This window comes from Desulfurispirillum alkaliphilum (genome assembly GCF_055378285.1).
In genome coordinates this window covers 324,859-345,903 of sequence record NZ_AP042405.1, presented here as the reverse complement: position 1 = coordinate 345,903, position 21,045 = coordinate 324,859, and the positions used below count along the sequence as shown (strand labels likewise).

The window sequence follows — 21,045 nt, the reverse complement described above, 5'->3', positions numbered from 1 at the left end:
ATCAATGTCAGCAATCGTAAGTAAAGAAGTTGCTCATAAGCTGATTGATCAGCTTTCCGCGAATGCAACGTGGGATGCCTGATGTATGAAATCTACGTTCGTGAAACCATCGGACGGGGACTGCAAGACAGCAAAAATCAACGAACGAAAGATGTCGCCGAAATACGAAGGAAGTACGGGCTGCCTGAATGAAGGTTCATTGGACCGAAATGGCAGAAGCTCATTTGGATGCAATGTGCACATACATTGCCGTGAAGAATGACTGCAAAAAACCGCTGGACACAGGAAGCAGTTTGTCATGAACTCAACAACTCGACAGGAGGGAAGAATGCGCGTTACCCTGCCGCTGGAAAGTATGTCACTGGAAGAGAAAATTGATGCCATGGAACAACTGTGGACAAACCTCGGGAACAATGTGCCCAGCCCGGAATGGCATTCCAGCGTCCTTGCCAGGCGTGAAGCAGATGTGCAATCAGGAGTAAGCCGTTTTTCCCCATGGGCTGAGGCAAAAGAGCGCATCCGAAAGCAGACCACAGGCGAGTAATGAATATAGAACTCCTCCCAGAGGCAGAAGCTGATTTAGTTGACGGCTTTTTCTTTTATGAACATCAGCGTGAAGGACTTGGAGAGTACTTTATTAACTCTCTATTCTCAGATATTGATTCGCTTCGGATTTATGCAGGTGTACACGAAGCTTTTGGCAAGTATTTGCGAATGCTTGCCAAACGTTTTCCATATGCTATCTACTATAAACCTAGCGGTGACAGGGTTCAGGTTTATGCAATACTCGATTGCAGGCGTGATCCTTTGTGGCATGGAAAGCGGCTTGGCCTTGATACTTAGAAATGCTCATAGGGAAGAATGCGTACACCCTCCATTTACCAAAGGGAGGCTCTATGAATGATGAGCAGCTTGACAGAAGTCTCAGGTCAATAGGAAAGGCTTGTTTCGTAAATTACTTCGAGGAATTTTCAAACATGCAAATTCCCAACAGCGACCTCATTGACTTATTAATGCAAAAAGAGGGCTATACAGAGTCTGGTTCCAAGACAAGGGTATCCCAGTCGCGTCGCATCATCCGCGAGGGCCGCGCAGGGGATGCACTGGAAATTGTTGCTGATTCAAATCGTGTCCCCGGATCTGTCACACAAAAGGCACAAGAATTGGCAAGGGAATTTTAGGGTTGTCCGCTTAAATAGTACACTTTTGAACGCTGGCAACTCTCCCCCTTGGCGACTTTGCGTCTTGAGCGAGCAAAGCGAGCGGGCGTGAGGTCCTGCCTTTTGCTTTTATCGTTAATTTCCTGCTCCCCTGCAAACGGTTTACAGGTGCCCCATGAACTCTTCCCTCTTCGACAACACACCCCGCCCTTTGGCGGCGCGGCTGCGGCCCACCGACTTTGCCGACTTCGTCGGCCAGCGTCACCTGCTGGGTGAGCGCTCTTTGCTGCGGCGCATGGTGGAAGAGGACAAGCTGGTCAGTGCCATTTTCACCGGCCCGCCGGGTACGGGCAAGACGACCCTGGCCCATATTATCAGTCAGCGCACCCAGAGCCATTTTGCCACCCTGAACGCGGTCAACGCGGGCACGGCGGATATCCGGGCTATCTGCAAAGACGCCAAAGAGCTGCGCCTGCACCAGGGGCAGCGCACGGTGCTCTTTATCGATGAAATCCACCGCTTCAACAAGATTCAGCAGGACGCCCTGCTGCCGGAGGTGGAGAGCGGCAATATCATCCTCATCGGCGCGTCCACTCAGAATCCCTCCTTCGCCCTGGTTCCTGCCCTGCTCTCCCGGACCGTGCTCTTTGAACTGCACGCGCTGGATGACGAGGATATGGGACGCCTTGTTGAGCGCGGCTGCGCGGAGCTGGGTGTTACCATGGATGACGAAGCCCGCGAAGCCATCATGACCCTGTGCAGCGGCGATGGCCGTCGCTGCCTCAACACCATTGAGGCCGCCGCCCTGCTGTGCCAGGGGAATCACATCACCCGGCAGGATATCCAGGACAGCACGCCACGCAAGATCGTGCGTTACGACAAGAACGAAGACAACCACTACGACTATATCAGCGCCTTTATCAAGTCGGTGCGGGGCAGCGACCCCGACAGCGCCCTCTACTACCTGGCGGTCATGCTGGAAGCGGGGGAAGACCCCCTCTTCATCGCGCGGCGGCTGGCGATCCTGGCTTCGGAGGATATCGGCAACGCCGCTCCGGGTGCCATCAACATGGCCGCCTCCACCATGACCATCGTGGAGCGCATCGGCATGCCCGAAGCGCGCATTACCCTGGCCCAGACCACGGTCTACCTCTGCCTCAGTCCCAAGTCCAACGCCGCCTATCTGGCCATCGACAAGGCCCTGGCCAGTGTGCGCCGTGAGCGGGTGCTGGAGGTGCCCGACCACCTGAAGAACCTCAAGCTGCGCGCAGGCAAGGCCAGCTACCAGTATCCCCATGACTTCGGGGGATTTGTGCGCCAGAACTATATGACGGAAAAACGCACCTTCTATGAACCAACAGAAAACGGCTACGAGGCCAAGATGAAACAATTCTACCAGGCACTGTGGGGGGAAGATGGGCCGAATACTGGCACTTGATATCGGCAGTCGGCGCGTTGGCGTCGCCGTCAGCGACAGCCAGCGCAGGATGGCATCTACCCTGAAAACCCTGGAGCGCCAGGACTATCAGCAGATGCTCCACCGCATCGGCAAGTATATTGAAGAGTACGGGGTGGATCTGCTGGTGGTGGGCATTCCCCTGGATTCCCGCGATGGTTCCTTTACCCCCAAAGCCATGGAGATCGGCGCCGAAGCAAGGCAGCTGCAGGAACGCTTCGCAGTGCCGGTCATCGGTGTGGATGAGCGCTTCAGCACCAGCAAGAGCAACGACTTCCTCATCGGCGTAGCTGACCTCTCCCGCAAGAAGCGCAAGAAAGTGGTGGATACCATGGCGGCCCAGAATATTCTGCAGGGCTATCTGGATGATCCGGCCAAGGGGATAGAACTGGCCGATGTGCCGCTGCCTGCCCAGTAACGTGCAGCCTGTTTTCCGTTGATCAGCAGCAAAAAACCCCCAGCCACGGATGGCTGGGGGTTTTTGTGGGAAAGACAAGGGCGCTGGTCAGTCGCCCCTCATGGTATTGACCACCCGTTTCCAGGCGGACTCATTGAGCTGGTACCCATTCATGACCAGTTCATAGGGCAGAAGAAGGTGCAGAATATCGAATTGCGGGCAATTGTCCTTGAGTGGCAAGCTGCCAGGAGGTATAGTTTCTTAATAGGGTATACTTGTGTGAGAATTTTGTATAAAGTGTGAAATGCGTCACATTGAAGTTGATATTACTGTTTTGAGGTATGTTTCATACAGGGTTAAGGGCCTCAATGAGAATTTACGCTACGGGCAAGGCTCATAGTCCACACCGCAAGTATGTCGGTTATAGAGTGCGATGGTATTTGCCTGGCTGTGAGTGACGAATAATTTAGATTGGCTCCATGGGAGCTCAATAATACCAACAATATAAAGATTTTGCGAAATGGACTGTAGTGCCTATGTTTTATTCATCAGTAGTGAAGAAAGCTATTTGCACTCAACTTACTAAAGTCCGCAACATACTCCGGCTAGAAATTTTGAGTAGGGATGTGAAGGTATGGCTACTTTAACCAAAAGGCTACCAAGAGAAGTCTCAGCATTAGTTCACCATGTAGAATTAAACAAAGCTGGCTGGTGGAATAAAACACTTGAGCGTTTAATGCTAGCAGCAGTTTGGTTAACAGGTAGTAATCCGCAAAAACATGAAATTGAACATACTTTAAAAAATTCATTCGGGCTATCTATCTCTTCTGAAAAGACTTCAAGGATTATATTAAAGCTTATAGATGAACAACTTCTTATTCAAGTGACAAATGGTCAATTTCGCATTCCAGAGCAGGTCCGAAAGTCCCTGGAACAAGAGATAAAGTCAACAGAACAAAATGAGAAAATAGTTATCGCGTATTTTCAGTCGCTCGCCGCGAAGTATTGTCCAGAAATAGATGCATATATGATATGGACAAAGTTTGAAGATCTCGTGTTACTCCCCCTAGTGCGAGACATTGGCGCAAATACATATAACCTTTTGACAGGAGAGATGAGTGCCATAGAATCAAACTACTCAGATAAGTTCATTGAATATTTTGGCCACGAGCACCGAGACAGTTTAAAAGAAATTTCCCGCTCTTTTATGGACTCAAATATGGATGATGTGCGCGGATATATTTCAAGATTGCTCCATGCTCAATTTTGCGTTGAATCCAGTGGGTTGTCGCAAAACGTGATAGACCGATGGGCGCAGGCTATTGGAAAGTCAACTCAGTTTCGTTTATTTGTAGATACAAACTTTCTATTTTCTCTTCTAGGATTGCACGAAAATCCGTCGAACAATTCTGCCCAAGAATTGAAAACATTACTTTCTACTCTTGCAGGTAACCCTCAGGTCAGTTTTCATGTTACGCCCCGCACTATCGATGAGGCTAAAAAAGCAATTATTGGAGCGAAATTTCAAGCTCGAAATATTCCTCCCGGAAGTAACTTTACATCGGCTTCTCTACGTTCAAATATTTCTGGGATAACCCAGAAGTATTTGATGGAGCATGTTCGGTCACAATATTCACTTAAAGTGGATGATTGGTTTGACCCATACCTTAATAGTTTTGCACTAATGGCACGTAGCGCCGGCGTAGAGGTTTTTAATGAAAATACAGATTCTTACTCCACAAGACAAGATGTTGTAGATGACATTAATCGTGTATTAAAATATGAAGAAAATTACCCTGAGGATAGACGCAAGTCCTATGAGGCAATTTCTCATGATATAGTTCTCTGGCATCTGGTTAAAGATAAACGGCCTACATATATTGAGTCACCAGCTAATGCTCGAGAATGGATTTTAACGCTAGATTTTAGATTTATAGGATTTGATCAACACAAGTTAAAAACTAACGGTGCAGCTATTCCAGTATGTTTGCACCCTACATCTCTAATTCAATTGTTGCAGTTTTGGGTTCCTCGCTCAAAAGAATTTGAGATCGCGATGCTTGGAGGCATGAGACTCCCTTTTCTCTTTCAAGAATTTGATATCAAAGCTGAGCAAACCAGCGTAGCTATTATTAGTAAACTTGGGCGTTTCGAGGGGAATGAAGGGTTTTCTGAAGAAACTATTTTCAACGTGGTTGTTAACGAGGGGTTGCGAGCTCGCATTAGAGAAGGGCATTCAGAAGAGGTAGAAGTTCAGCTTGTTAGAGATGCCCTTGTTGAAGAGCTAAATATAGAGCTTCAGTCCCACCAAGCCAAAGCAAAACAGGCTCTTTTAGAAGTTGAACTTGAAAAACAGAACAATAAATCATTGGAAGCCGAGCTTAAAGTATCAGGCGCCGCGTTAGCTATATCTAGCACAGAAAAGATTGAAAGAGACCAAATAATTGAGCAGTTACAACAGGAGTTGAATTGCGAGAGAGAAGCAGTAAAACACCTCGAAATCCAAAAAAATAAACTGATAGAAACTATCCATGAGGAACATGAAGAGTCTAAGCGTAAAGAGAATAGAAAAAAAAGCGTACGTCTTGCGCAAATAGTATATTTAACCGCAATGTTTTTCGCTCTTGTAGTATCAGGTTTTGCAGGCTGGCAATCAAAACACCTCTTCTTATCTTACATCAATAACCTAATCAGTCTATACGCATTAATGTTAACTTTCGGCATAAGTGTTTTTATTACATTACATCTATTGTTCGAGAAATCATTGAATAACAATAGCCACATCCTTCACATATGGCCCTTTAAACTTATGCGCCGTTTTAGGTATATACTTTGGTTTATTCTTGCAACTGTTTGGCTTGGTGCAATTGGAAGTTTTTTATCTACTATTTTTCCAGACATCACAAGTGCTACATGACCGCCATAATTAGACTTACATTGTAAGCTTCCCTGTCAAGAGGACAGTTTAAAATTAGAGTCCTGTTTTTTGATTTTTTCAAGGTATTCCACTGGTGTCATGCCATTTAAAGCGTCATGAGGCCGCTCCTCGTTATAGCCAATCATCCACCAGTAGGTCGCTTCACGCACTTCGTTGAGATTACGGAACATGTACAGGTCGAGTAATTCATTACGGTAGGTGCGATTAAACCTCTCAATGTAAGCGTTTTGGGTTGGTTTTCCCGGTTGTGTGTATTGCATCTTCATTCCCATGGCCTGCGCCCAGTTCACAAATTCATGCTGCAAAAATTCGGGGCCATTGTCGGTCCGCAGTACCTGCGGCAGTCCTCGTTCCTGGCGCAGGCGCTCAAAGACCTGGATCAGCCGTTTGCCAGTTATTGAGGTATCAATTTCGATGTGAACCACTTCGCGGTTACAGTCGTCAAGGACATTCAATGTCCGAAAACGCCGTCCAGAGCACAGCGCATCGCTCATGAAATCAGCAGACCAGGTCTGATTTGGCTGTGGCGGAGCAAGCAGTGGCATCTTCACCCGAGCGGGCAGGCGCTTTTTCCCCTTGTTTCGAAAGTTCAGCTTCAGGAGGCGATATACGCGGTAAATGCGCTTATGGTTCCAGGGGTGTTCTCTACGAAGACTCTGGCATACTTTCCAGAACCCCCACTGTTGTTTGCTTTCCAGTACCTTATGAATAGCTTCGATCACAGCATCATCAGAAGGCTTCTCTTTGGGCTTGTAATACCAGGCCGAGCGCGACAGACCGACACACTGACAGCTGCGCTGCACAGAAAGACGGTGTTCGCTGATAAGGTGCTCTACAGCATCACGCTGCGCGCTCGGCCTCAGAGCTTTTTTTCGATCAAGTCACGAAGAGCGTGATTCTCAAGAGCCATATCCGCATACATTCGCTTAAGCTTGGAAAGTTCTCGCTCAAGCTCCTTCATACGACGAAGATCTGACGCCTGCATGCCACCATACTTGGATTTCCAGTTATAGTACGTGGCATCTGATATGCCGTGCTTGCGACATACCTCCTTCACCGGCAAGCCAGCTTCCACTTCCTTGAGAATAGACACTATCTGCGATTCACTGAAACGGGACTTCTTCATCATGAGCCTCCTGGAGAATTCCAGAATACTCTAATTTCTACCTGTCGGGTATAGGGGGAAGCTTACAACATGAATTTACCGGTATGGGGAAAGAGTGATGGCGGAGTGTTGGTGACTTCATGGGCGTACGGAAAACAGGGGCGGCGATGTCCGCAAAGTGCGCTTGAGGCAGCGGGCTGCAGAAACCCTCCGCCTCGCGTGTCCCGTGTCCTGAGTGCGCAGCGAACGGGCGAGATGGGCTTTTCCGCGTTCCAGCATGGTGAATGGTGAGCATTAAAAGAAAAGAAGCCCGCAGTGGGTACTGCGGGCTTGTATTTTTTTGCGGTGGTACGAGGAGGGGGAGTCGAACCCCCACGCCGAAGGCGCTAGATCCTAAGTCTAGTGCGTCTGCCAGTTCCGCCATCCTCGCACGTCAGGGAGCTTGTACTGGAAGTGGGTCCGCTTGTCAATCAAATTACAGGATGTAGCGGCTCAGGTCTTCGTCTTCCACCAGCTTTTTCAGGCGCAGGTCCACGTAGTTGCGGTCGATGGCGATGGTCATGGAGTCCATTTCCGGCGCGTGGAAGCTGACTTCTTCCAGCAGCTTTTCCATGACGGTGTGCAGACGGCGCGCGCCGATGTTTTCCATCTTCTCGTTGGCCTGCACCGAGTATTCGGCAATGGCCTCTATGGCTTCGGGCTGGAAGTCCAGGGTGATGTGCTCGGTGGCCAGCAGGTGGCGGTACTGTTTGACCAGGGCGCTGCGGGGTTCGCTGAGGATGCGCACGAAATCATCTTTGCCCAGGGAGTCCAGCTCCACGCGGATGGGAAAGCGGCCCTGCAGCTCGGGGATCAGGTCGCTGGGTTTGGAGAAGTGGAAGGCACCGGCAGCAATAAAGAGGATGTGGTCGGTGCGTACCATGCCGTACTTGGTGGAGACGGTGGAACCCTCCACAATGGGCAGAATGTCGCGCTGGACGCCTTCGCGGCTGACATCGGCACCACCCTTGCGCACTTCCTGGCTGCTGGCGATCTTGTCGATCTCGTCCAGAAAGACGATGCCCGACTGCTCCACCAGTTCCACGGCTTTGGTGTTCACCTCTTCGGTGTCCACCAGCTTGGCGGCTTCTTCATCCTGAATCAGGCGCAGAGCGGCTCGCACCTTGGTTTTCTTCTTTTTCTGGCGATTGCCGAAGAGCCCGCCGAACATATCCTTGAGGCCGGAGGTGAAGTCCTCCATGCCGGGCTGCTGGCCGGGCATGCCCATGATTTCCACCCGGGGCGGCGGCATGGTGATATCGATTTCAATTTCCTTGTCGTCGAATTCGCCCTCCAGCAGCTTTTTGCGGAACTTCTGGCGCGTGTCCTGGTAGTTGGGGCTCTCGCTGGGGGGGATGATGGTATCCAGCACCCGCTCCACCGCCGCCTCCTGGGCCTGATCCTGATAGCGCTTCACGAGCTCATCCTTGACCATCTTGACCGAAGCTTCGGTCAGGTCGCGGATGATGGATTCCACGTCACGGCCCACATAGCCCACTTCGGTGAACTTGCTGGCTTCCACTTTAATGAAGGGCGAATTGGTGAGTTTGGCCAGGCGGCGGGCGATTTCCGTCTTGCCCACGCCGGTGGGGCCGATCATGATGATATTCTTGGGGGAGATCTCTTCGCGCAGGAAGCTGTCCAGGCGCTGGCGACGCCAGCGATTGCGCAGGGCGATGGCCACGGCTTTTTTGGCTTCGGTCTGGCCGATGATGTACTTGTCCAGTTCGGCCACGATCTGGGATGGGGTGAGTTGTTCCACGGTATCCTCTTACAGTTCCAGAATAGTGATGTTGCGGTTGGAATAGATGCAGATGTCGGCGGCAATCTCCAGGGACTTGCGGGCGATATCAACGGCGGTCAGATCGGTGTTTTCCCGCAGGGCGCGGGCTGCCGCCATGGCGTAGGAGCCGCCGGAGCCGATGGCCAGGATGCCGTCTTCAGGCTCCACAATATCGCCGGTACCGCTGATGATGAAAGAGTTCTCGCGGTCGGCCACGATAAGCATGGCCTCCAGGCGGCGCAGGATGCGGTCGCTACGCCAGTCCTTGGCCATCTCCACGGCGGCGCGGGTCAGAATATTGCCGTGTTTTTTCAGCTTGCCTTCAAACTTCTCAAAGAGATTAAAAGCGTCGGCAGTGGAGCCGGCAAAGCCACTGATGACCGCACCATCAGCCAGGGTACGGACTTTCTTGGCCGTGGCCTTCATCACCGTATTGCCGAGGGTGACCTGACCGTCGCCACCCAGGGCCACGCGCCCGTCGCGACGCACGCAGACTATGGTTGTTCCTTTAAACATAGGTTATTCCTTGGTAATAATATGTGAAAATGTAAAGGTCGCGCCCAGCGCTCCTCCCAGAGACATTCGCTTTTCATCCCTGGCTCAAGTCTCTGCCGCTTGCCATCCGGGCTCGCTCTCAGGGCGCTGGACCGCTCACCCTCTCACCACCGGAAGGTGTTCCTCAGCAGCCCACTAACCTCTATCATGCCCGCCATATCTTTGCAACCACGAGCGGAACTCCTCCTCGGCGCGGCGGGAGTAGAGGGCCTTGCGCTCCTTTTTGCGGTGGCGCTCGGCGATGGGGGCGAAGAGGCCGAAGTTGATGTTGCTGGGCTGAAAGTTGGCACTGGGGGTGGTGACGTGGCAGCCCAGGGCACCCATGGCCGTCGTGGCTGGCGGCGCCGAGAATTCCTGAGCGCGAAGCTGGTGCAGCACGCTGAGGGCGGCCACATGGCCGCTGGCCACCGATTCAATATAACCCTCCACACCGGTTATCTGCCCCGCCAGCCACAGGCCGGGGTGGTTTTTGACCCGGTAGTCGGCCTCCAGGAAGCGGGGGCCGTTGATGTAGGTATTGCGGTGCATGCTGCCCAGGCGCAGGAAGTTGGCCGCTTCCAGGCCGGGGATCAGGCGGAAGACCCGCTTCTGCTCGCTCTGGATCAGCTTGGTCTGAAAGCCCACCAGATTCCAGGCGTTGTCATTCAGACTCTCGCGGCGCAGCTGCACCACGGCGTGAAAGCGTTCACCGGTCACCGGATGGGGCAGGCCCACGGGCTTCATGGGGCCGAAGCACAGGGTCTCCTGGCCCCGGTCGGCCATCTCCTCGATGGGCATGCAGCCCTCAAAGTGAATCTCCTTCTCAAAATCGCGGGGCTTGACCCGCTGGGCGCTGATGAGCTCGTGGTAAAAACGCTGGTACTGCTCCTCGCTCATGGGGCAGTTGAGGTAGTCGGCGTCGCCTTTGTCGTAGCGGGCAGCGCGGAAGGCAATCTCCAGGTTCACCGTGTCGCCGTCCACAATGGGGGCAATGGCATCGTAGAAGTAGAGGCTCTGGCCGAAAAGCTTGCCCATGGAGTCGCACAGGGCCTGGGAAGCCAGTGGGCCGGCAGCCACGATCAGGGGGCGCTCAGGGGAAAATTCCAGGTGGGAGTATTCTTCGCGCACCACCCGAATCAGGGGATGATTTTCTATCAGGCGGGTCATGTGGGCCGCCAGGGCGGCGCGATCCACGGCAAAGGCGCCACCGGCAGGAACCCGGAACTGACAGGCCGCCAGCAGAAAGGGCGAGTTCGCCTGCAGCAGTTCACGCTTCAGGATTCCCGGCCCCGACTCCTCGGAATCGCCACGCAGGGAGTTAGAGCAGAGCATTTCGCAGAAGTCGCCGCTGGTGTGGGCGGGGGTCATGATGTGGGGGCGCATCTCAAAGAGGGTGACGTTGACGCCGTGATCGGCCAGCAGCAGCGCTGCCTCGCTGCCGGCCAGTCCGCCGCCGACGATGGTGGTATGCATGGTGGTATCGTCCTTTCCGCACTCTTTTGCCTGGGCGATTTTGTAAGCTATTTTGCCGGGGAATGCGAGGGGAAAGAGAAACGCTGTGGCTTTTTCGGAAGCGGTTTCGCTGGTTTTTCCCTGTGAGCGCTGCTAGTATATTCCGAATTCGCCATAGATATTTCCCAGCAAGGAGCCAGACATGAAGAAGCTCATCGGGTGTATTGGACTGATCATTTCGGTATGTGTTTTTTCCTCTTCGGGGTTTGCCGTGTCACTTGACAACCAGCTGGTGGTGGAGGAGCAGCAATTCGCGGCTGGTGCCTTCGAGGGGCCAGGTACCTGCCTTGGCTGTCACCACGAAATTCACACTCAGTGGTCCCATTCCATGCATGCCTATGCCTGGCAGAATCGCTGGTATCAGGATGACTACCGGTTGGCCCACCGCGAGACGGCTGGCGCGACCGATGTGCTCTGTGGTGCCTGCCATGCGCCCATTGCCGCTCGCACAGGGCAGCTGCCTCCCCACGATGGCAGCGCGTTTGACGCAACGGCCCGGCAGGGTATCTCCTGTGATTTCTGCCACACGGTTTCCGATGTCAACCGCCTGTATAATATGGGGCATGTGTCCAGCCCCGGCAATCTGAAATACGGTAACCGCGGTGATGGCAGCTCTCCGTACCACGGCGTCAAGTACTCAGCAGTGCACCGTTCGGCGGAGTTCTGTGGTTCCTGTCACAATGTCAAGCACCCTGCTGGTGGTACCGCTATTATCGATACCTACGATGACTGGAAGTCTGGCCCCTATGCGGAGCAGGGCATTACCTGTCAGCACTGTCATATGACCCCCGGTCCCGGTCAGGGAGTGAATCCGGGCAAGTCAAGCCCAATGGGCATGGAGCGCTCCAACGTGGCCTTCCATGGTTTTGTGGGCGGCAGCTCCTTTGCTCAGCGCAAGATGGGTAATGAGGCCCAGGCGCAGATGGCTGAAGAGATGCTGCGGGCTGCGGCCGAGTTGGAACTGGAGGCGAAACGGGACGGAGAGAGCCTGAGTCTGACGGTGCATGTGGATAACGTGGGAGCGGGCCACAAGATTCCCACGGGTGTGACCTATATCCGCAAGATGTGGCTGGAAGTGAAGGTGGAGGATGAGCAGGGCAACACGGTGTACCACTCCGGCTCTGTGGACGCGAAGAACCACGTTGATCCTGAAGCGGTATTCTACCGGCTGCTTTTTGAGGATGGGGAGGGAAATCTGACCGGCAAGAGCTGGCGAGCGGTGGGAATTGGTTATGACCGTCGCATCCCTGCCAATGGCAGGGACTCTGAAACCTATGCCATCAGGTTACCGGCGGAGCAGGGTGTCTATGAGACGACGGTGCGCCTGATGTATCGCTCCTTCTCCCAGGAGAGCCTCGACTTCCACGATGGCGCGGATGCGCCCCGCATTGAAAGTGTGGAGATGGCGCGAAGCACTCTCCGGATACCGCAATAATCACGGGATAACACCCCCGCACTTGCGGGGGTGTTGATATTTCTGGAGTTTATGTGGCCGGGGTCGAGCGGGTCTGCCGCCATCTGGACCACCAGCGGCGCAGGGGCGAACGGCTGTTTTTCAGGAGCGTTTCAATGGCGGGCATACTCTCCTGGGCAGCTCTATATCCTTTTTCGATGAGCGCCTTGTACTGGCTGAAATCAGCCCAGTTGATCTGGGCCACATCGGGCCGCAGAATCAGATCGGCCTGTTCCACCAGCAGGGTGTTGTAGTTGCTGAGGATGATATCACTGCTGCGGAAGACAACGCCGTAGCCACGTTCGGGAAAGGGCATGTCCAGGGATTTGCTTACATCCACGGCCACCACCGGGGCCGGGCTCATCTCCTTGGCGGGTGGAGTGGGAGTGAGGTAGGAGGCGGCGCCGTCGATGAGCTTCATGCCGTCGTATTCCAGGGGAGTGAAGACGCCGGGAATGGCGGCGCTGGCGGTGATGGCAGTGCGCACGGAACCGCTGCGAAAGAGTACCGGGGTGCCTTCCTCCAGGTCGGTTGCCACGGCGCAGAAGGGGATGGACAGATCCTCTATGTTTACATCATCGATGAGAAACTCCATGGCCTGCAGCAGGGCTGTGCTGGGTACAGTGCCAGCGCTGGTGAAGACCCGCGCCAGCTGCATGTTCTTGCGCAGCTGATTGAAGAGCAGGTCAAATCCCTTCTTCTGAATGCTGTCGCCGGATCTGGAGTAGGTGTCAAGGCCGGTGCTGCGCATAAAATCGCTATTCACAAGCATTTCTATGCGTCTTTCCACTTCATTGGTATCCCGGTAGCAGGCGAACATGGCACCGATAACCGCGCCCATGCTGGTTCCCACCAGCAGCGAAGGCGTGATGCCAGCTTCCTCCAGGGCGCGCAGGACACCCAGGTGGGCGATACCCCGTGCGCCGCCACCGCCCAGGGCCAGGGAAATACTCTGTTGAACGGTCATACTGCACCTGGTTTCAGGGTTACATCGGCAGCCAGCAGGTGCCAGAGGTGCCCCGTGTCATCTTTGAGCAGCAACGCGCCGTCGTGATCCATGCCCTGGACAACTCCTTCAATCGTGCGTTCCACCATGTGGGCCTGAATGCGTTTGCCTTCAATGGCGCAGCGCCTGCTCCAGTTGGCGGCGATGGGCGCGAAACCTTCGCTGAGCAGGCCGCTGTAGCACTGTTCCAGAGACTCCAGGCAGGCGCGTACCACGCTGGCCAGGTGGAAGGTTTGGCTGCCGCAGATGCGCAGGGAGGTAGCAGTCTCTCCCAGCTCGGGCGGAAAGTCGTTCGCGTCGGTGTTGACGTTGATGCCGACTCCCAGGATCAGAAATTCCACCGAGTCCATTTCCGTACTCATCTCAGCCAGAATTCCCGCCACTTTGCGACCGTCGATGAGAATATCGTTGGGCCACTTGATATGCACGGATTTTCCGATGAGCCCTTCCAGGGCGGTGGCGATGGCCACGGCTGCCGTCTGGGCGATGCGCGGTGCATCGCTGGCGCTCATGCGGGGGCGCAGGATCAGGGAGAAACTGACACTGCTGCCACTGGGGGAAAACCAGGGACGCTGGCGACGACCGCGCCCCTGCACCTGATTGCCGGTGACCACCAGAGTGCCTTCTGCAGCTCCATCCATGGCTAGTTTGCGCGCATATTCATTGGTGGATTCCACGCTTTCCAGGCAGTAGATCTCTTCCTGGCCCAGCAGGCGGGTATGCAGATTGTGGTGGATTTCGCTGGCCAGCAGGTGTGGCGAGGCGGCGCGGAACTGATAGCCCTTCTTGGGGGAGGACTCAATAGTGTAACCGGCGCTGCGCAGGTGGCCGATATGCTTGTTGATAGCGGTGCGGCTGATGCCCAGCTGTCCGCTGAGCTCCTCTCCGGAAACCCACTGATCCTGGTGCTGCCACAGGTGTTGCAGAATATGATCCCGGGTGCTGGGCGTTTTCACGATACTCACCATTATTGTAAACTTGAATTATTTATAAGGTTGACGTATAAGATTTTCATGGCGAATCATTGTGCGCATTGAGTTTGGCCTTTGTTCGCCATGGAAAAGAGCACAACACACGCAATAAGACCGGAGCTGCAATGTCCAACTCTATCACAAACTTTCACCAGGAGGAACTGCAGCGCGTCAGCAGGCAGCACCTCTGGTATCCCTTTACCCAGATGCAGGAGCTGGAACGCGAGCCCATGGTGGTCATTGAGTCGGCACAGGGCTGCTGGCTGCAGGACACCTCGGGCAAGCGTTATCTCGACGCGGTGGGCTCCATCTGGACCAATGTCCATGGCCACTGCCATCCCCATATTGACGAAGCGCTGCGGCGGCAGCTTGACCGCGTGGCCCACTCCACCCTGCTGGGGCTCAGCAATGTGCCTGCCATTGAATGTGCCCGCAAGCTGATGGAGATCCTGCCTCCGGGTCTTGAACGGATATTCTACTCCGATAATGGTTCCACTGCCATGGAAGTCGCCCTGAAGATGGCCTTCCAGTATCACCAGCAGACGGGCCAGCCCCAGCGCACCCGTTTTCTGGCCCTCAGTGGAGCCTACCATGGCGACACCATCGGCTCAGTCAGCCTGGGTGGCATCGACCTGTTCCACGCCCTGTACCGGCCCCTGCTCTTTGAGGTGGAGCACGTGCCCGCCCCCAACTGCTACCGTTGCCCCTGCCAGGCCAGCTTTCCCGGCTGCCGGCTGGCGTGTCTGGATGTGCTGGAAAGGGCCCTTGAGCAGGATGGACAGACCATCGCCGCCCTGGTTCTGGAGCCTCTGGTGCAGGGAGCGGCGGGCATGCTGGTGCATCCGCCCGGCTACCTGAAGGGTGCCCATGAACTGTGCCAGCGGCACGGGGTACTGCTTATCGCCGATGAAGTGGCGGTGGGTTTTGGCAAAACCGGCCGCATGTTCGCCTGCGAGCACGAAGGCGTTGTCCCCGACATCATGGCCATCGCCAAGGGCATCACCGGTGGCTATCTGCCCCTGGCCGCCACCGTCACCACCGACCGGGTTTACCAGGCCTTCCTTGGAGAATTTGCCGAGCTGCGCACCTTCTTCCACGGCCACACCTTTACGGGCAATCCTCTGGCCTGTGCCGCTGCCATTGCCACCATGGAGGTCTTTGAACAGGAGCGCACCCTGGAGCAGCTGCCCGCCAAAATTGCGCGCCTGGCTGCGGGGTTGGCTCCCCTGAAAGCGCATTCCCAGGTAGGTGATGTCCGTCAGCGGGGTACCATGGTGGGTATTGAGCTGGTTCGCGACAAGGCCAGTAAGGAGCCCTACGACTACCGCCTGCGCATGGGGCAGCGGGTGACTCTGGAGGCGCGCCGGCGCGGCGTCTTCACCCGACCTTTGGGAAATGTGGTGGTGCTGATGCCGCCCCTGTCCATCACCACCGAAGAGATCGACCTGCTCTGCCAGGTGATCGGAGAGTCCATTGCGGCCGCAACCTCATCCTGAATCGCCCGTGGAGGGTTTTTTCCGCTTTGATCCGGAAGCGCCCCTGTACCGCGAGCACTTTCCCGGTAACCCGGTGGTGCCTGGCACCCTGATTATTCATGCTTTTCTGGAGCTGCTGGAGCCTACGGGCCCCTGGCAGCCACGGCGCTTTCGTTTCCTGCGTTTTGTGCCGCCGGGGGAGTACCGTTACACCGTGGAGCCTGTGGAACCGGGCCGTGTACGCTGCTGCCTGTGGCGCGACGGCACTGCTGCCGTGCGTGGCGAGTGTGTGCGATGAAGCTGGATTTCTGCGACCACCGGCTGCTGATACTGGGGGGCAGCAGTGATCTTGGGCTGGCCATTGCCCGCCAGGCCCTGAGCGAAGGGCTCCATGTCACCATGACCGGCTCAGGCTCTGCGTCACTGGAGCGCATGGCTGAAGTGATCGGCCATGGAGATGGGCAAGCCGACGGCCAGCTGCTGGATATGAATGACGTGGGCAGCGTTGAAGCGCTGCTGCATGGGTGTCAAACAGCCCCCGGACTCCTGGCGGACTGCCTGCATCCTCACCTGGAAGGGCTTGTCGCCGCCGCTGCCATGGAGGAAGTCGAGGACTACTTCGGCAGCGCCCTGATCCAGCGCACCCGCCTGCTGCAGCACCTCAGCCGTGCCATGCTCTCGCGGCGCCGCGGGCGGATGGTGCACATTTCCTCCGGAGCCGCCGGACAACCCGCCAGCGGGCAGGGCTTCTATGCCGCCAGCAAACTGGCCGTGGAAGGCATCTACCGTTCGCTGGGGCTGGAGCTGGCCTCCCGTGGCATTACCACATGCAGCCTGCGCCCCGGCTATATTCACTGCGGACGCGCCCGCTCCATGATTGACGAACAGGGCCAGCAACTGCTGGAGCGCATCCCTGCCCGGGAGGTGCTGGCAGTGGAGGATGTGGCCCGGACGGTACTCTTTCTGCTCAGCCAGTCTGCCAGAGGAATCAATGCCACCGTGGTGACCATGGACGGGGGGATGAGGGCGGGGAAAGGGTGAACAGGGGACGCAGCACCGCAAACCCGTGGCCTGCACGACTCTCAGACCACAGGTTCCAGTGCCTTTTCTGTAACAATTTACGGTGTGTTGGTACTCGCGCCAGCATTCCTCCCAGAGACGCTCACTTTCGTCCGAGGACCTCCGTCTCTGCCGCTCGCCATCCGGGCTCGCTCTCGGAATGCTGGCGCTCCTGCTGAAAATAAACGCAGGGGAGCCGTGAATGGTTACCCTTTTCTTTGCATTTGCGCTGACGAAAAAAGACAAGGAACATTACATGCAAACATTTCACGTTATTCAACAGGAGCTTTCCCAGCTGCTGGACATGGAGTCCGAGGAGATTCAGATGGATTCCTATGTGGTCCGGGATCTGGGGGCGGAGTCCATTGATCTGCTGGAGCTGGCGGTGGCTCTCAACGCGCGTTTTTCGGTGCCGGTGCGCGACAGCGAGATTTTCCTCAAGCCGCTGCGCGGCCTGCTGGATCAGTGTCTGGTGGAAGATACCGATCCCTTTGCCTGCCTGCGGCGGCACTTTCCCTACCTGAGTCAGGAGCGGTGCCGCGAGATTCTGGGTGATCTGGAGGGTGGCCCGGTGCTGCAGGTGCGGGATCTGGTGAGTTACATCGACTGGAAAAGTGCCCTGTGAGCTACGGTTCATGCAGCGGGTGGTGATTACCGGGCGTGGCGTTATCTGCTCCCTGGGGGAGCGTCTGCCGGATATCCGGGCGCGCATGGCGTCTGATGATGGGGTTTTTTGCCGCCCGGATTTTGATGGCGAGGTGGTCACCTGTCCCGTGGAGGATTTTGATCTGACGCGCCACATCGGGCGCTGGAAGCACCGGCGTTATCTGAACCGGGGGGCTTCCCTGGGGCTGGCGGCGGCGTCCATGGCTCTGCAGGAGAGTGGTATTGCCGACAGTCAGCGGCAGGAGATGGGGCTCTTCGCGGGCGTTGGTCCCCATCTGGATATTGCCGGCACTTTTGCCCATATCGCCCATGGCGTTCTGGATGAACAGGGCATGGAGGCGCTGTGGCTGCTGCGCTTTCTGCCCAATACCCTGGCGGGGGCCATCGCCCAGCGTCTGGGGGCGCGGGGGGAGAACCTGACCGTTGCCACGGCCTGCACCGCGTCGTTGCAGGCCATTGGCGAAGCCTGGAATCGCATCCGTTTTGGTCAGCTGCGTCAGGCCCTGGCCGGTGGCGGCGACAGCCGCATCAGCTCCGGCGGCATTCTCGGTTACAAGCGGGCCGATGCCCTCTATCGCGGCGAAGGACCGCCTGCTGAGGCGTGCCGCCCCTTTGACAGCTCCCGTAGCGGCTTTATCTGCGGTGAGGGAGGCGCCTTTGTGGTGCTGGAATCCCTGGAGAGCGCCCAGGAGCGGGGCGCTGCCATTTACGGCGAACTCACTGGTTACGCCTGCACCATGGATGGCCTCTCCCTGACCGCACCGGACCCCCTGGCCTGCCAGGCGGAGGTGGCCCTCAGGCGTTCCCTGGAGCGGGCCGGTGATCCTGTTGTGGATCTGGTGTGCGCCCACGGTACGGGTACACCCCTCAATGACGCCATGGAGGCGGAACTCATTGGACGGGTGTTTGGCGACAGGCCGCTGGTGACGGCCTTCAAGTCGTGGATTGGACACCTGAGCGCGGCCAGTGGTGCCGCTGATCTGGTGCTGGCCCTCGGCTGCCTGGAGAGTGGGCAGGTTCCCCCGGTGCGCAATCTGCACCAGCCCTGCCACCACGGGATACGTTTGTCCCGTGAATTCCAGCTAGTTGCGGTGGAGCACCTGGTGGTGCAGAATTTCGGTTTTGGTGGTCAGAACGCTGCTCTGGTGGTGCGGGCATGGAACGGCAGGTAATTGCCCCGGCCACAGCACACCTGCGGCTGCTGGAGTACATTGTGTCCCTGGATGAAACCCAGGCGCTGGCGAGTGCCCGCATCGATGATGACTCGCACTTTGTCATTCAGGAGACAGTGGTGCAGCTGGCCGCCCTGCACGTGCGCCACCGCCTGCGTTGCGAGCGTCACGTCTTTTTGCTGGCGCTGCAGCAGTGGCAGCTGCATGTCGCCCGTCAGGCTGTTCCCGGCCCGCTGGCGGTGCGCTCCACCATCACAGCGGCCAGCAGCGAGGGCTTTGCCTGCCACGGTGCTCTGGTGCGTCAGGGCGCTGTGCTGGCCGAGGGGCATTTCCTGATGGGCACCATGGCCTATGGGGGCGATTTTGCGGAAAGCCTTTTGCGGCCCCACTACCAGGAGGTGATCCGATGCTTGAGCGCTGGCAGATACAGCTAGAGCAGCAGCGCCAGCAGGGGCTCTATCGGCAACCGCCGACGGTGCGGCAGCGCTGTGGCAAGATCCTGGTGATGGATGACGGCTCCCGGCTGCTCAACTTCGCTTCCAACGACTATCTGGGGCTTGGTTGCGATCCGGTGCTGGCGAACCGCGTAGCCCGTCATTTCGAACGCCTGGGCAGCAGCGCCTCCTCCTCGCGCCTGGTGTGCGCCGCCTACTCTGCCATTGCCCGTGCCGAAGAGGCGCTGGCTCGCTATTTCGGCTACGAAAGCGCCATCATTCTGCCCAGTGGCTACCAGGCGAACCTGACACTGGTTTCCACGCTTTTTGCGTATCAGGATGTGATTTTTTTTGATAAACGTATACATGCCAGCATGGTCAAAGGTCTGCAGCTGAGTGAAGCCAGCTTTCACGGCTACAACCACAATTCCATGGAGCACCTGCAGCGCCGCATGGAGCAGCGGGGCTGCCCCGGACGCAACGCCGTTGTCACCGAGGCGCTCTTCAGCATGGATGGAGACCGGTTGCCGGTGGAGGGGCTGAATGCGCTGAAAACCCACTGGCAGTTCCTGTGCGTGGTGGACGAGGCGCACTCCTTTGGAGTCCTCGGCCCTGGTGGCCGGGGTCTGGGCGCGGGGGTGGCGGACATTGCCACCGGAACCCTGGGCAAGGCCATGGGCCTGTTTGGCGCCTTTCTCCTGCTGCCCCATGTGGTGCGGGAGTATCTGCTGAACTTTGGCTCGGGGCTGATCTACTCCACCTCGCTGCCCGAAGCCCATGGGGCGGCCGTACTGGAGATGCTGGAGCTGCTGGAGAACAGTGAGCCCCGGCGGCAGCACCTGGCATGGCTGGCAGATACCATGAAAGCAGCTCTGGAGCGGGAGGGCTTTGAGGTTGCGGGCGACGCCCACATTCTGGCCCTGCAGGTGGGCGAGGAGCATCGGGCCCGGGAGTTGGCCCAGGCCATGGGCCGGCGCGGTATCCTCTGTTTTGCGGCCCGCTATCCCACGGTACCCCTGGGACAGGCCATTCTGCGCATCAGCCTCAGCGCCCTGCACGATGAGCAGGACATACGACAGTTTATACAGACCCTCAAGGAGGCATGGCATGAAACTGGACAGGAAACCCAAACGACTCTTCGTAACCGGAACGGACACTGACGTGGGCAAAACCGTGGTCAGCCTGATGCTCATGCACTACTTCACGGCCCAGGGTCGTTCGCCTTTCTATATCAAGCCGATTCAGACCGGCTGCGCTCACCCCCACGACCAGGAGAGTGACGCCCGCTTCGTGTGGGAGCACCTGCAGACGGCACAACCCGTGGACCCCGCCGCCAGCGTGCTCTACTGCTTCTCTCCCGCCAAAGCGCCCTGGTTTGCCGCCCGCCATGGCGCGGCTGCCATTGATATTGATGAAATCACGTCCTTCGTGGCCCAGCGGGAAGCCGAACACGACCCTGTCATCATCGAAGGTGCCGGGGGCGTCATGGTGCCCGTCACCGAAGAACTGTTGATGCTGGACCTGATGGAAGACCTGGAGGCGGCTCCCCTGATCGTGGCCCGGGCGGGGCTGGGAACCATCAACCATACCCTGTTGAGCATAGAAGCCGTGCGTCAGCGCTGGAGCAAGCCCCTGGGCGTGGTGCTGGTGGATGCGGCCGACCCGGCGACGGAATCGTCCATGATCATCGAAAACGTCGAGGCCATCGAGCGTTTCAGCGATGTGCCGGTGCTGGGAGTGATTCCGCGACTGGAGAGCTTTGCCAGCTATCCCGCCGAACTTGAGGGCCTGCTGGCATCCATCGACGCGCGATTGTTCGCCTGACTTCCAGCGCTTTTACAACTGAAAAAAGGCATCCAGCCCTGTGGGCCGGATGCCTTTTGCG

21 protein-coding genes and 1 tRNA gene are annotated in these 21,045 nt (G+C 56.7%); 15 read left to right on the top strand and 7 right to left on the bottom strand.

What is annotated here, in order from left to right; translation table 11 throughout:
• The first annotated feature begins 328 nt into the window (after positions 1–328).
• The 6 genes from ACZ46I_RS01650 to ACZ46I_RS01625 all read left to right on the top strand — a co-directional run bounded on the left by ACZ46I_RS01650 (position 329) and on the right by ACZ46I_RS01625 (position 5,930).
• A complete protein-coding gene (locus tag ACZ46I_RS01650) occupies positions 329–544 on the top strand; it encodes an addiction module protein (RefSeq protein WP_464281224.1) in 216 nt (71 codons plus the stop codon).
• Positions 544–843 carry a type II toxin-antitoxin system RelE/ParE family toxin gene (locus tag ACZ46I_RS01645; protein ID WP_464281223.1) on the top strand — a complete coding sequence of 100 codons (300 nt, stop codon included), beginning with the start codon at positions 544–546 and terminating at the stop codon, positions 841–843. Before ACZ46I_RS01650 ends, ACZ46I_RS01645 begins: the two co-directional genes overlap by 1 nt.
• 53 nt (positions 844–896) lie before the next feature.
• The gene (locus ACZ46I_RS01640; RefSeq protein ID WP_464281222.1) at positions 897–1,181 is read left to right on the top strand and encodes a hypothetical protein; all 285 of its coding nucleotides are present in this window, start codon (positions 897–899) and stop codon (positions 1,179–1,181) included.
• A 154-nt stretch (positions 1,182–1,335) separates the two neighbouring features.
• Positions 1,336–2,598, top strand: a complete 1,263-nt coding sequence (locus ACZ46I_RS01635; protein ID WP_013505113.1) for a replication-associated recombination protein A — start codon at positions 1,336–1,338, stop codon at positions 2,596–2,598.
• Positions 2,576–3,034 carry a Holliday junction resolvase RuvX gene (ruvX, locus tag ACZ46I_RS01630; RefSeq protein WP_013505114.1) on the top strand — a complete coding sequence of 153 codons (459 nt, stop codon included), beginning with the start codon at positions 2,576–2,578 and terminating at the stop codon, positions 3,032–3,034. The genes ACZ46I_RS01635 and ruvX overlap by 23 nt, the downstream gene beginning before the upstream one ends.
• A gap of 613 nt (positions 3,035–3,647) precedes the next feature.
• On the top strand, positions 3,648–5,930 hold the full coding sequence (locus ACZ46I_RS01625) for an ABC-2 family transporter permease (protein WP_464281221.1): 2,283 nt from the start codon (positions 3,648–3,650) through the stop codon (positions 5,928–5,930).
• Between the two features lie 35 nt (positions 5,931–5,965).
• On the opposite strand, the gene ACZ46I_RS01620 is transcribed toward ACZ46I_RS01625, so the two are convergent.
• From ACZ46I_RS01620 to trmFO, 5 genes are all read right to left on the bottom strand, one after another.
• Positions 5,966–7,077 (bottom strand): IS3 family transposase gene (locus tag ACZ46I_RS01620; RefSeq protein ID WP_464281847.1). Its coding sequence is split into 2 segments (ribosomal slippage): positions 5,966–6,816 and positions 6,816–7,077, totalling 1,113 coding nucleotides; the frame shifts between segments, so codons are not numbered across the junction.
• 325 nt (positions 7,078–7,402) lie between these two features.
• A tRNA-Leu gene (locus ACZ46I_RS01615) sits at positions 7,403–7,486 on the bottom strand.
• Positions 7,487–7,531: 45 nt separating this feature from the next.
• Positions 7,532–8,857: an ATP-dependent protease ATPase subunit HslU gene (gene hslU / locus ACZ46I_RS01610; RefSeq protein WP_013505123.1), complete on the bottom strand. Its 1,326-nt coding sequence runs from the start codon at positions 8,855–8,857 to the stop codon at positions 7,532–7,534.
• Between the two features lie 9 nt (positions 8,858–8,866).
• Positions 8,867–9,394: an ATP-dependent protease subunit HslV gene (gene hslV, locus ACZ46I_RS01605; protein ID WP_013505124.1), complete on the bottom strand. Its 528-nt coding sequence runs from the start codon at positions 9,392–9,394 to the stop codon at positions 8,867–8,869.
• Positions 9,395–9,568: 174 nt separating this feature from the next.
• The gene (gene trmFO, locus ACZ46I_RS01600; protein ID WP_464281861.1) at positions 9,569–10,924 is read right to left on the bottom strand and encodes a methylenetetrahydrofolate--tRNA-(uracil(54)-C(5))-methyltransferase (FADH(2)-oxidizing) TrmFO; all 1,356 of its coding nucleotides are present in this window, start codon (positions 10,922–10,924) and stop codon (positions 9,569–9,571) included.
• Positions 10,925–11,066: 142 nt separating this feature from the next.
• Here trmFO and ACZ46I_RS01595 point away from each other — a divergent pair, with 142 nt between their 5' ends.
• The gene (locus ACZ46I_RS01595) at positions 11,067–12,359 is read left to right on the top strand and encodes a multiheme c-type cytochrome (RefSeq protein WP_013505126.1); all 1,293 of its coding nucleotides are present in this window, start codon (positions 11,067–11,069) and stop codon (positions 12,357–12,359) included.
• Between the two features lie 49 nt (positions 12,360–12,408).
• Here ACZ46I_RS01595 and ACZ46I_RS01590 read toward each other — a convergent pair whose 3' ends face one another.
• Positions 12,409–13,344: a patatin-like phospholipase family protein gene (locus tag ACZ46I_RS01590; protein ID WP_464281220.1), complete on the bottom strand. Its 936-nt coding sequence runs from the start codon at positions 13,342–13,344 to the stop codon at positions 12,409–12,411.
• On the bottom strand, positions 13,341–14,339 hold the full coding sequence (locus ACZ46I_RS01585) for a biotin--[acetyl-CoA-carboxylase] ligase (protein WP_464281219.1): 999 nt from the start codon (positions 14,337–14,339) through the stop codon (positions 13,341–13,343). Before ACZ46I_RS01585 ends, ACZ46I_RS01590 begins: the two co-directional genes overlap by 4 nt.
• A 140-nt stretch (positions 14,340–14,479) precedes the next feature.
• On the opposite strand from ACZ46I_RS01585, the gene bioA reads away from it, so the two are divergent.
• The 8 genes from bioA (at position 14,480) to bioD (ending at position 20,984) form a co-directional block, all read left to right on the top strand.
• Complete coding sequence (bioA, locus tag ACZ46I_RS01580) at positions 14,480–15,850, top strand: adenosylmethionine--8-amino-7-oxononanoate transaminase (protein ID WP_464281218.1); 1,371 nt, start codon at positions 14,480–14,482, stop codon at positions 15,848–15,850.
• Positions 15,851–15,857: 7 nt separating this feature from the next.
• Positions 15,858–16,127 carry a hypothetical protein gene (locus ACZ46I_RS01575; protein WP_226508545.1) on the top strand — a complete coding sequence of 90 codons (270 nt, stop codon included), beginning with the start codon at positions 15,858–15,860 and terminating at the stop codon, positions 16,125–16,127.
• A complete protein-coding gene (locus ACZ46I_RS01570) occupies positions 16,124–16,870 on the top strand; it encodes an SDR family NAD(P)-dependent oxidoreductase (protein ID WP_226508546.1) in 747 nt (248 codons plus the stop codon). Before ACZ46I_RS01575 ends, ACZ46I_RS01570 begins: the two co-directional genes overlap by 4 nt.
• A 274-nt stretch (positions 16,871–17,144) precedes the next feature.
• Positions 17,145–17,513, top strand: a complete 369-nt coding sequence (locus tag ACZ46I_RS01565; protein ID WP_464281217.1) for an acyl carrier protein — start codon at positions 17,145–17,147, stop codon at positions 17,511–17,513.
• Between the two features lie 10 nt (positions 17,514–17,523).
• The gene (locus ACZ46I_RS01560) at positions 17,524–18,726 is read left to right on the top strand and encodes a beta-ketoacyl-[acyl-carrier-protein] synthase family protein (RefSeq protein ID WP_464281216.1); all 1,203 of its coding nucleotides are present in this window, start codon (positions 17,524–17,526) and stop codon (positions 18,724–18,726) included.
• Positions 18,711–19,160: a hypothetical protein gene (locus tag ACZ46I_RS01555; RefSeq protein ID WP_013505134.1), complete on the top strand. Its 450-nt coding sequence runs from the start codon at positions 18,711–18,713 to the stop codon at positions 19,158–19,160. The genes ACZ46I_RS01560 and ACZ46I_RS01555 overlap by 16 nt, the downstream gene beginning before the upstream one ends.
• Positions 19,133–20,320, top strand: a complete 1,188-nt coding sequence (locus ACZ46I_RS01550) for an aminotransferase class I/II-fold pyridoxal phosphate-dependent enzyme (RefSeq protein WP_464281215.1) — start codon at positions 19,133–19,135, stop codon at positions 20,318–20,320. Before ACZ46I_RS01555 ends, ACZ46I_RS01550 begins: the two co-directional genes overlap by 28 nt.
• Positions 20,268–20,984 (top strand): dethiobiotin synthase, encoded by a 717-nt coding sequence (gene bioD / locus ACZ46I_RS01545; protein ID WP_013505136.1) that lies wholly within the window; start codon positions 20,268–20,270, stop codon positions 20,982–20,984. The genes ACZ46I_RS01550 and bioD overlap by 53 nt, the downstream gene beginning before the upstream one ends.
• Positions 20,985–21,045: the final 61 nt, after the last annotated feature.

What these genes read in the sequence shown, in the direction of transcription:
- ACZ46I_RS01590 (WP_464281220.1), bottom strand. Translation starts at nt 13,344, where the DNA reads ATGACCGTTCAACAGAGTATTTCCCTGGCCCTGGGCGGTGGCGGCGCA.
- ruvX (WP_013505114.1), top strand. Translation starts at nt 2,576, where the DNA reads ATGGGCCGAATACTGGCACTTGATATCGGCAGTCGGCGCGTTGGCGTC.
- ACZ46I_RS01570 (WP_226508546.1), top strand. Translation starts at nt 16,124, where the DNA reads ATGAAGCTGGATTTCTGCGACCACCGGCTGCTGATACTGGGGGGCAGC.
- ACZ46I_RS01640 (WP_464281222.1), top strand. Translation starts at nt 897, where the DNA reads ATGAATGATGAGCAGCTTGACAGAAGTCTCAGGTCAATAGGAAAGGCT.
- hslV (WP_013505124.1), bottom strand. Translation starts at nt 9,394, where the DNA reads ATGTTTAAAGGAACAACCATAGTCTGCGTGCGTCGCGACGGGCGCGTG.
- ACZ46I_RS01625 (WP_464281221.1), top strand. Translation starts at nt 3,648, where the DNA reads ATGGCTACTTTAACCAAAAGGCTACCAAGAGAAGTCTCAGCATTAGTT.
- bioD (WP_013505136.1), top strand. Translation starts at nt 20,268, where the DNA reads ATGAAACTGGACAGGAAACCCAAACGACTCTTCGTAACCGGAACGGAC.
- ACZ46I_RS01650 (WP_464281224.1), top strand. Translation starts at nt 329, where the DNA reads ATGCGCGTTACCCTGCCGCTGGAAAGTATGTCACTGGAAGAGAAAATT.
- ACZ46I_RS01635 (WP_013505113.1), top strand. Translation starts at nt 1,336, where the DNA reads ATGAACTCTTCCCTCTTCGACAACACACCCCGCCCTTTGGCGGCGCGG.
- ACZ46I_RS01565 (WP_464281217.1), top strand. Translation starts at nt 17,145, where the DNA reads ATGCAAACATTTCACGTTATTCAACAGGAGCTTTCCCAGCTGCTGGAC.
- ACZ46I_RS01595 (WP_013505126.1), top strand. Translation starts at nt 11,067, where the DNA reads ATGAAGAAGCTCATCGGGTGTATTGGACTGATCATTTCGGTATGTGTT.
- ACZ46I_RS01550 (WP_464281215.1), top strand. Translation starts at nt 19,133, where the DNA reads ATGCTTGAGCGCTGGCAGATACAGCTAGAGCAGCAGCGCCAGCAGGGG.
- ACZ46I_RS01645 (WP_464281223.1), top strand. Translation starts at nt 544, where the DNA reads ATGAATATAGAACTCCTCCCAGAGGCAGAAGCTGATTTAGTTGACGGC.
- ACZ46I_RS01560 (WP_464281216.1), top strand. Translation starts at nt 17,524, where the DNA reads ATGCAGCGGGTGGTGATTACCGGGCGTGGCGTTATCTGCTCCCTGGGG.
- bioA (WP_464281218.1), top strand. Translation starts at nt 14,480, where the DNA reads ATGTCCAACTCTATCACAAACTTTCACCAGGAGGAACTGCAGCGCGTC.
- ACZ46I_RS01555 (WP_013505134.1), top strand. Translation starts at nt 18,711, where the DNA reads ATGGAACGGCAGGTAATTGCCCCGGCCACAGCACACCTGCGGCTGCTG.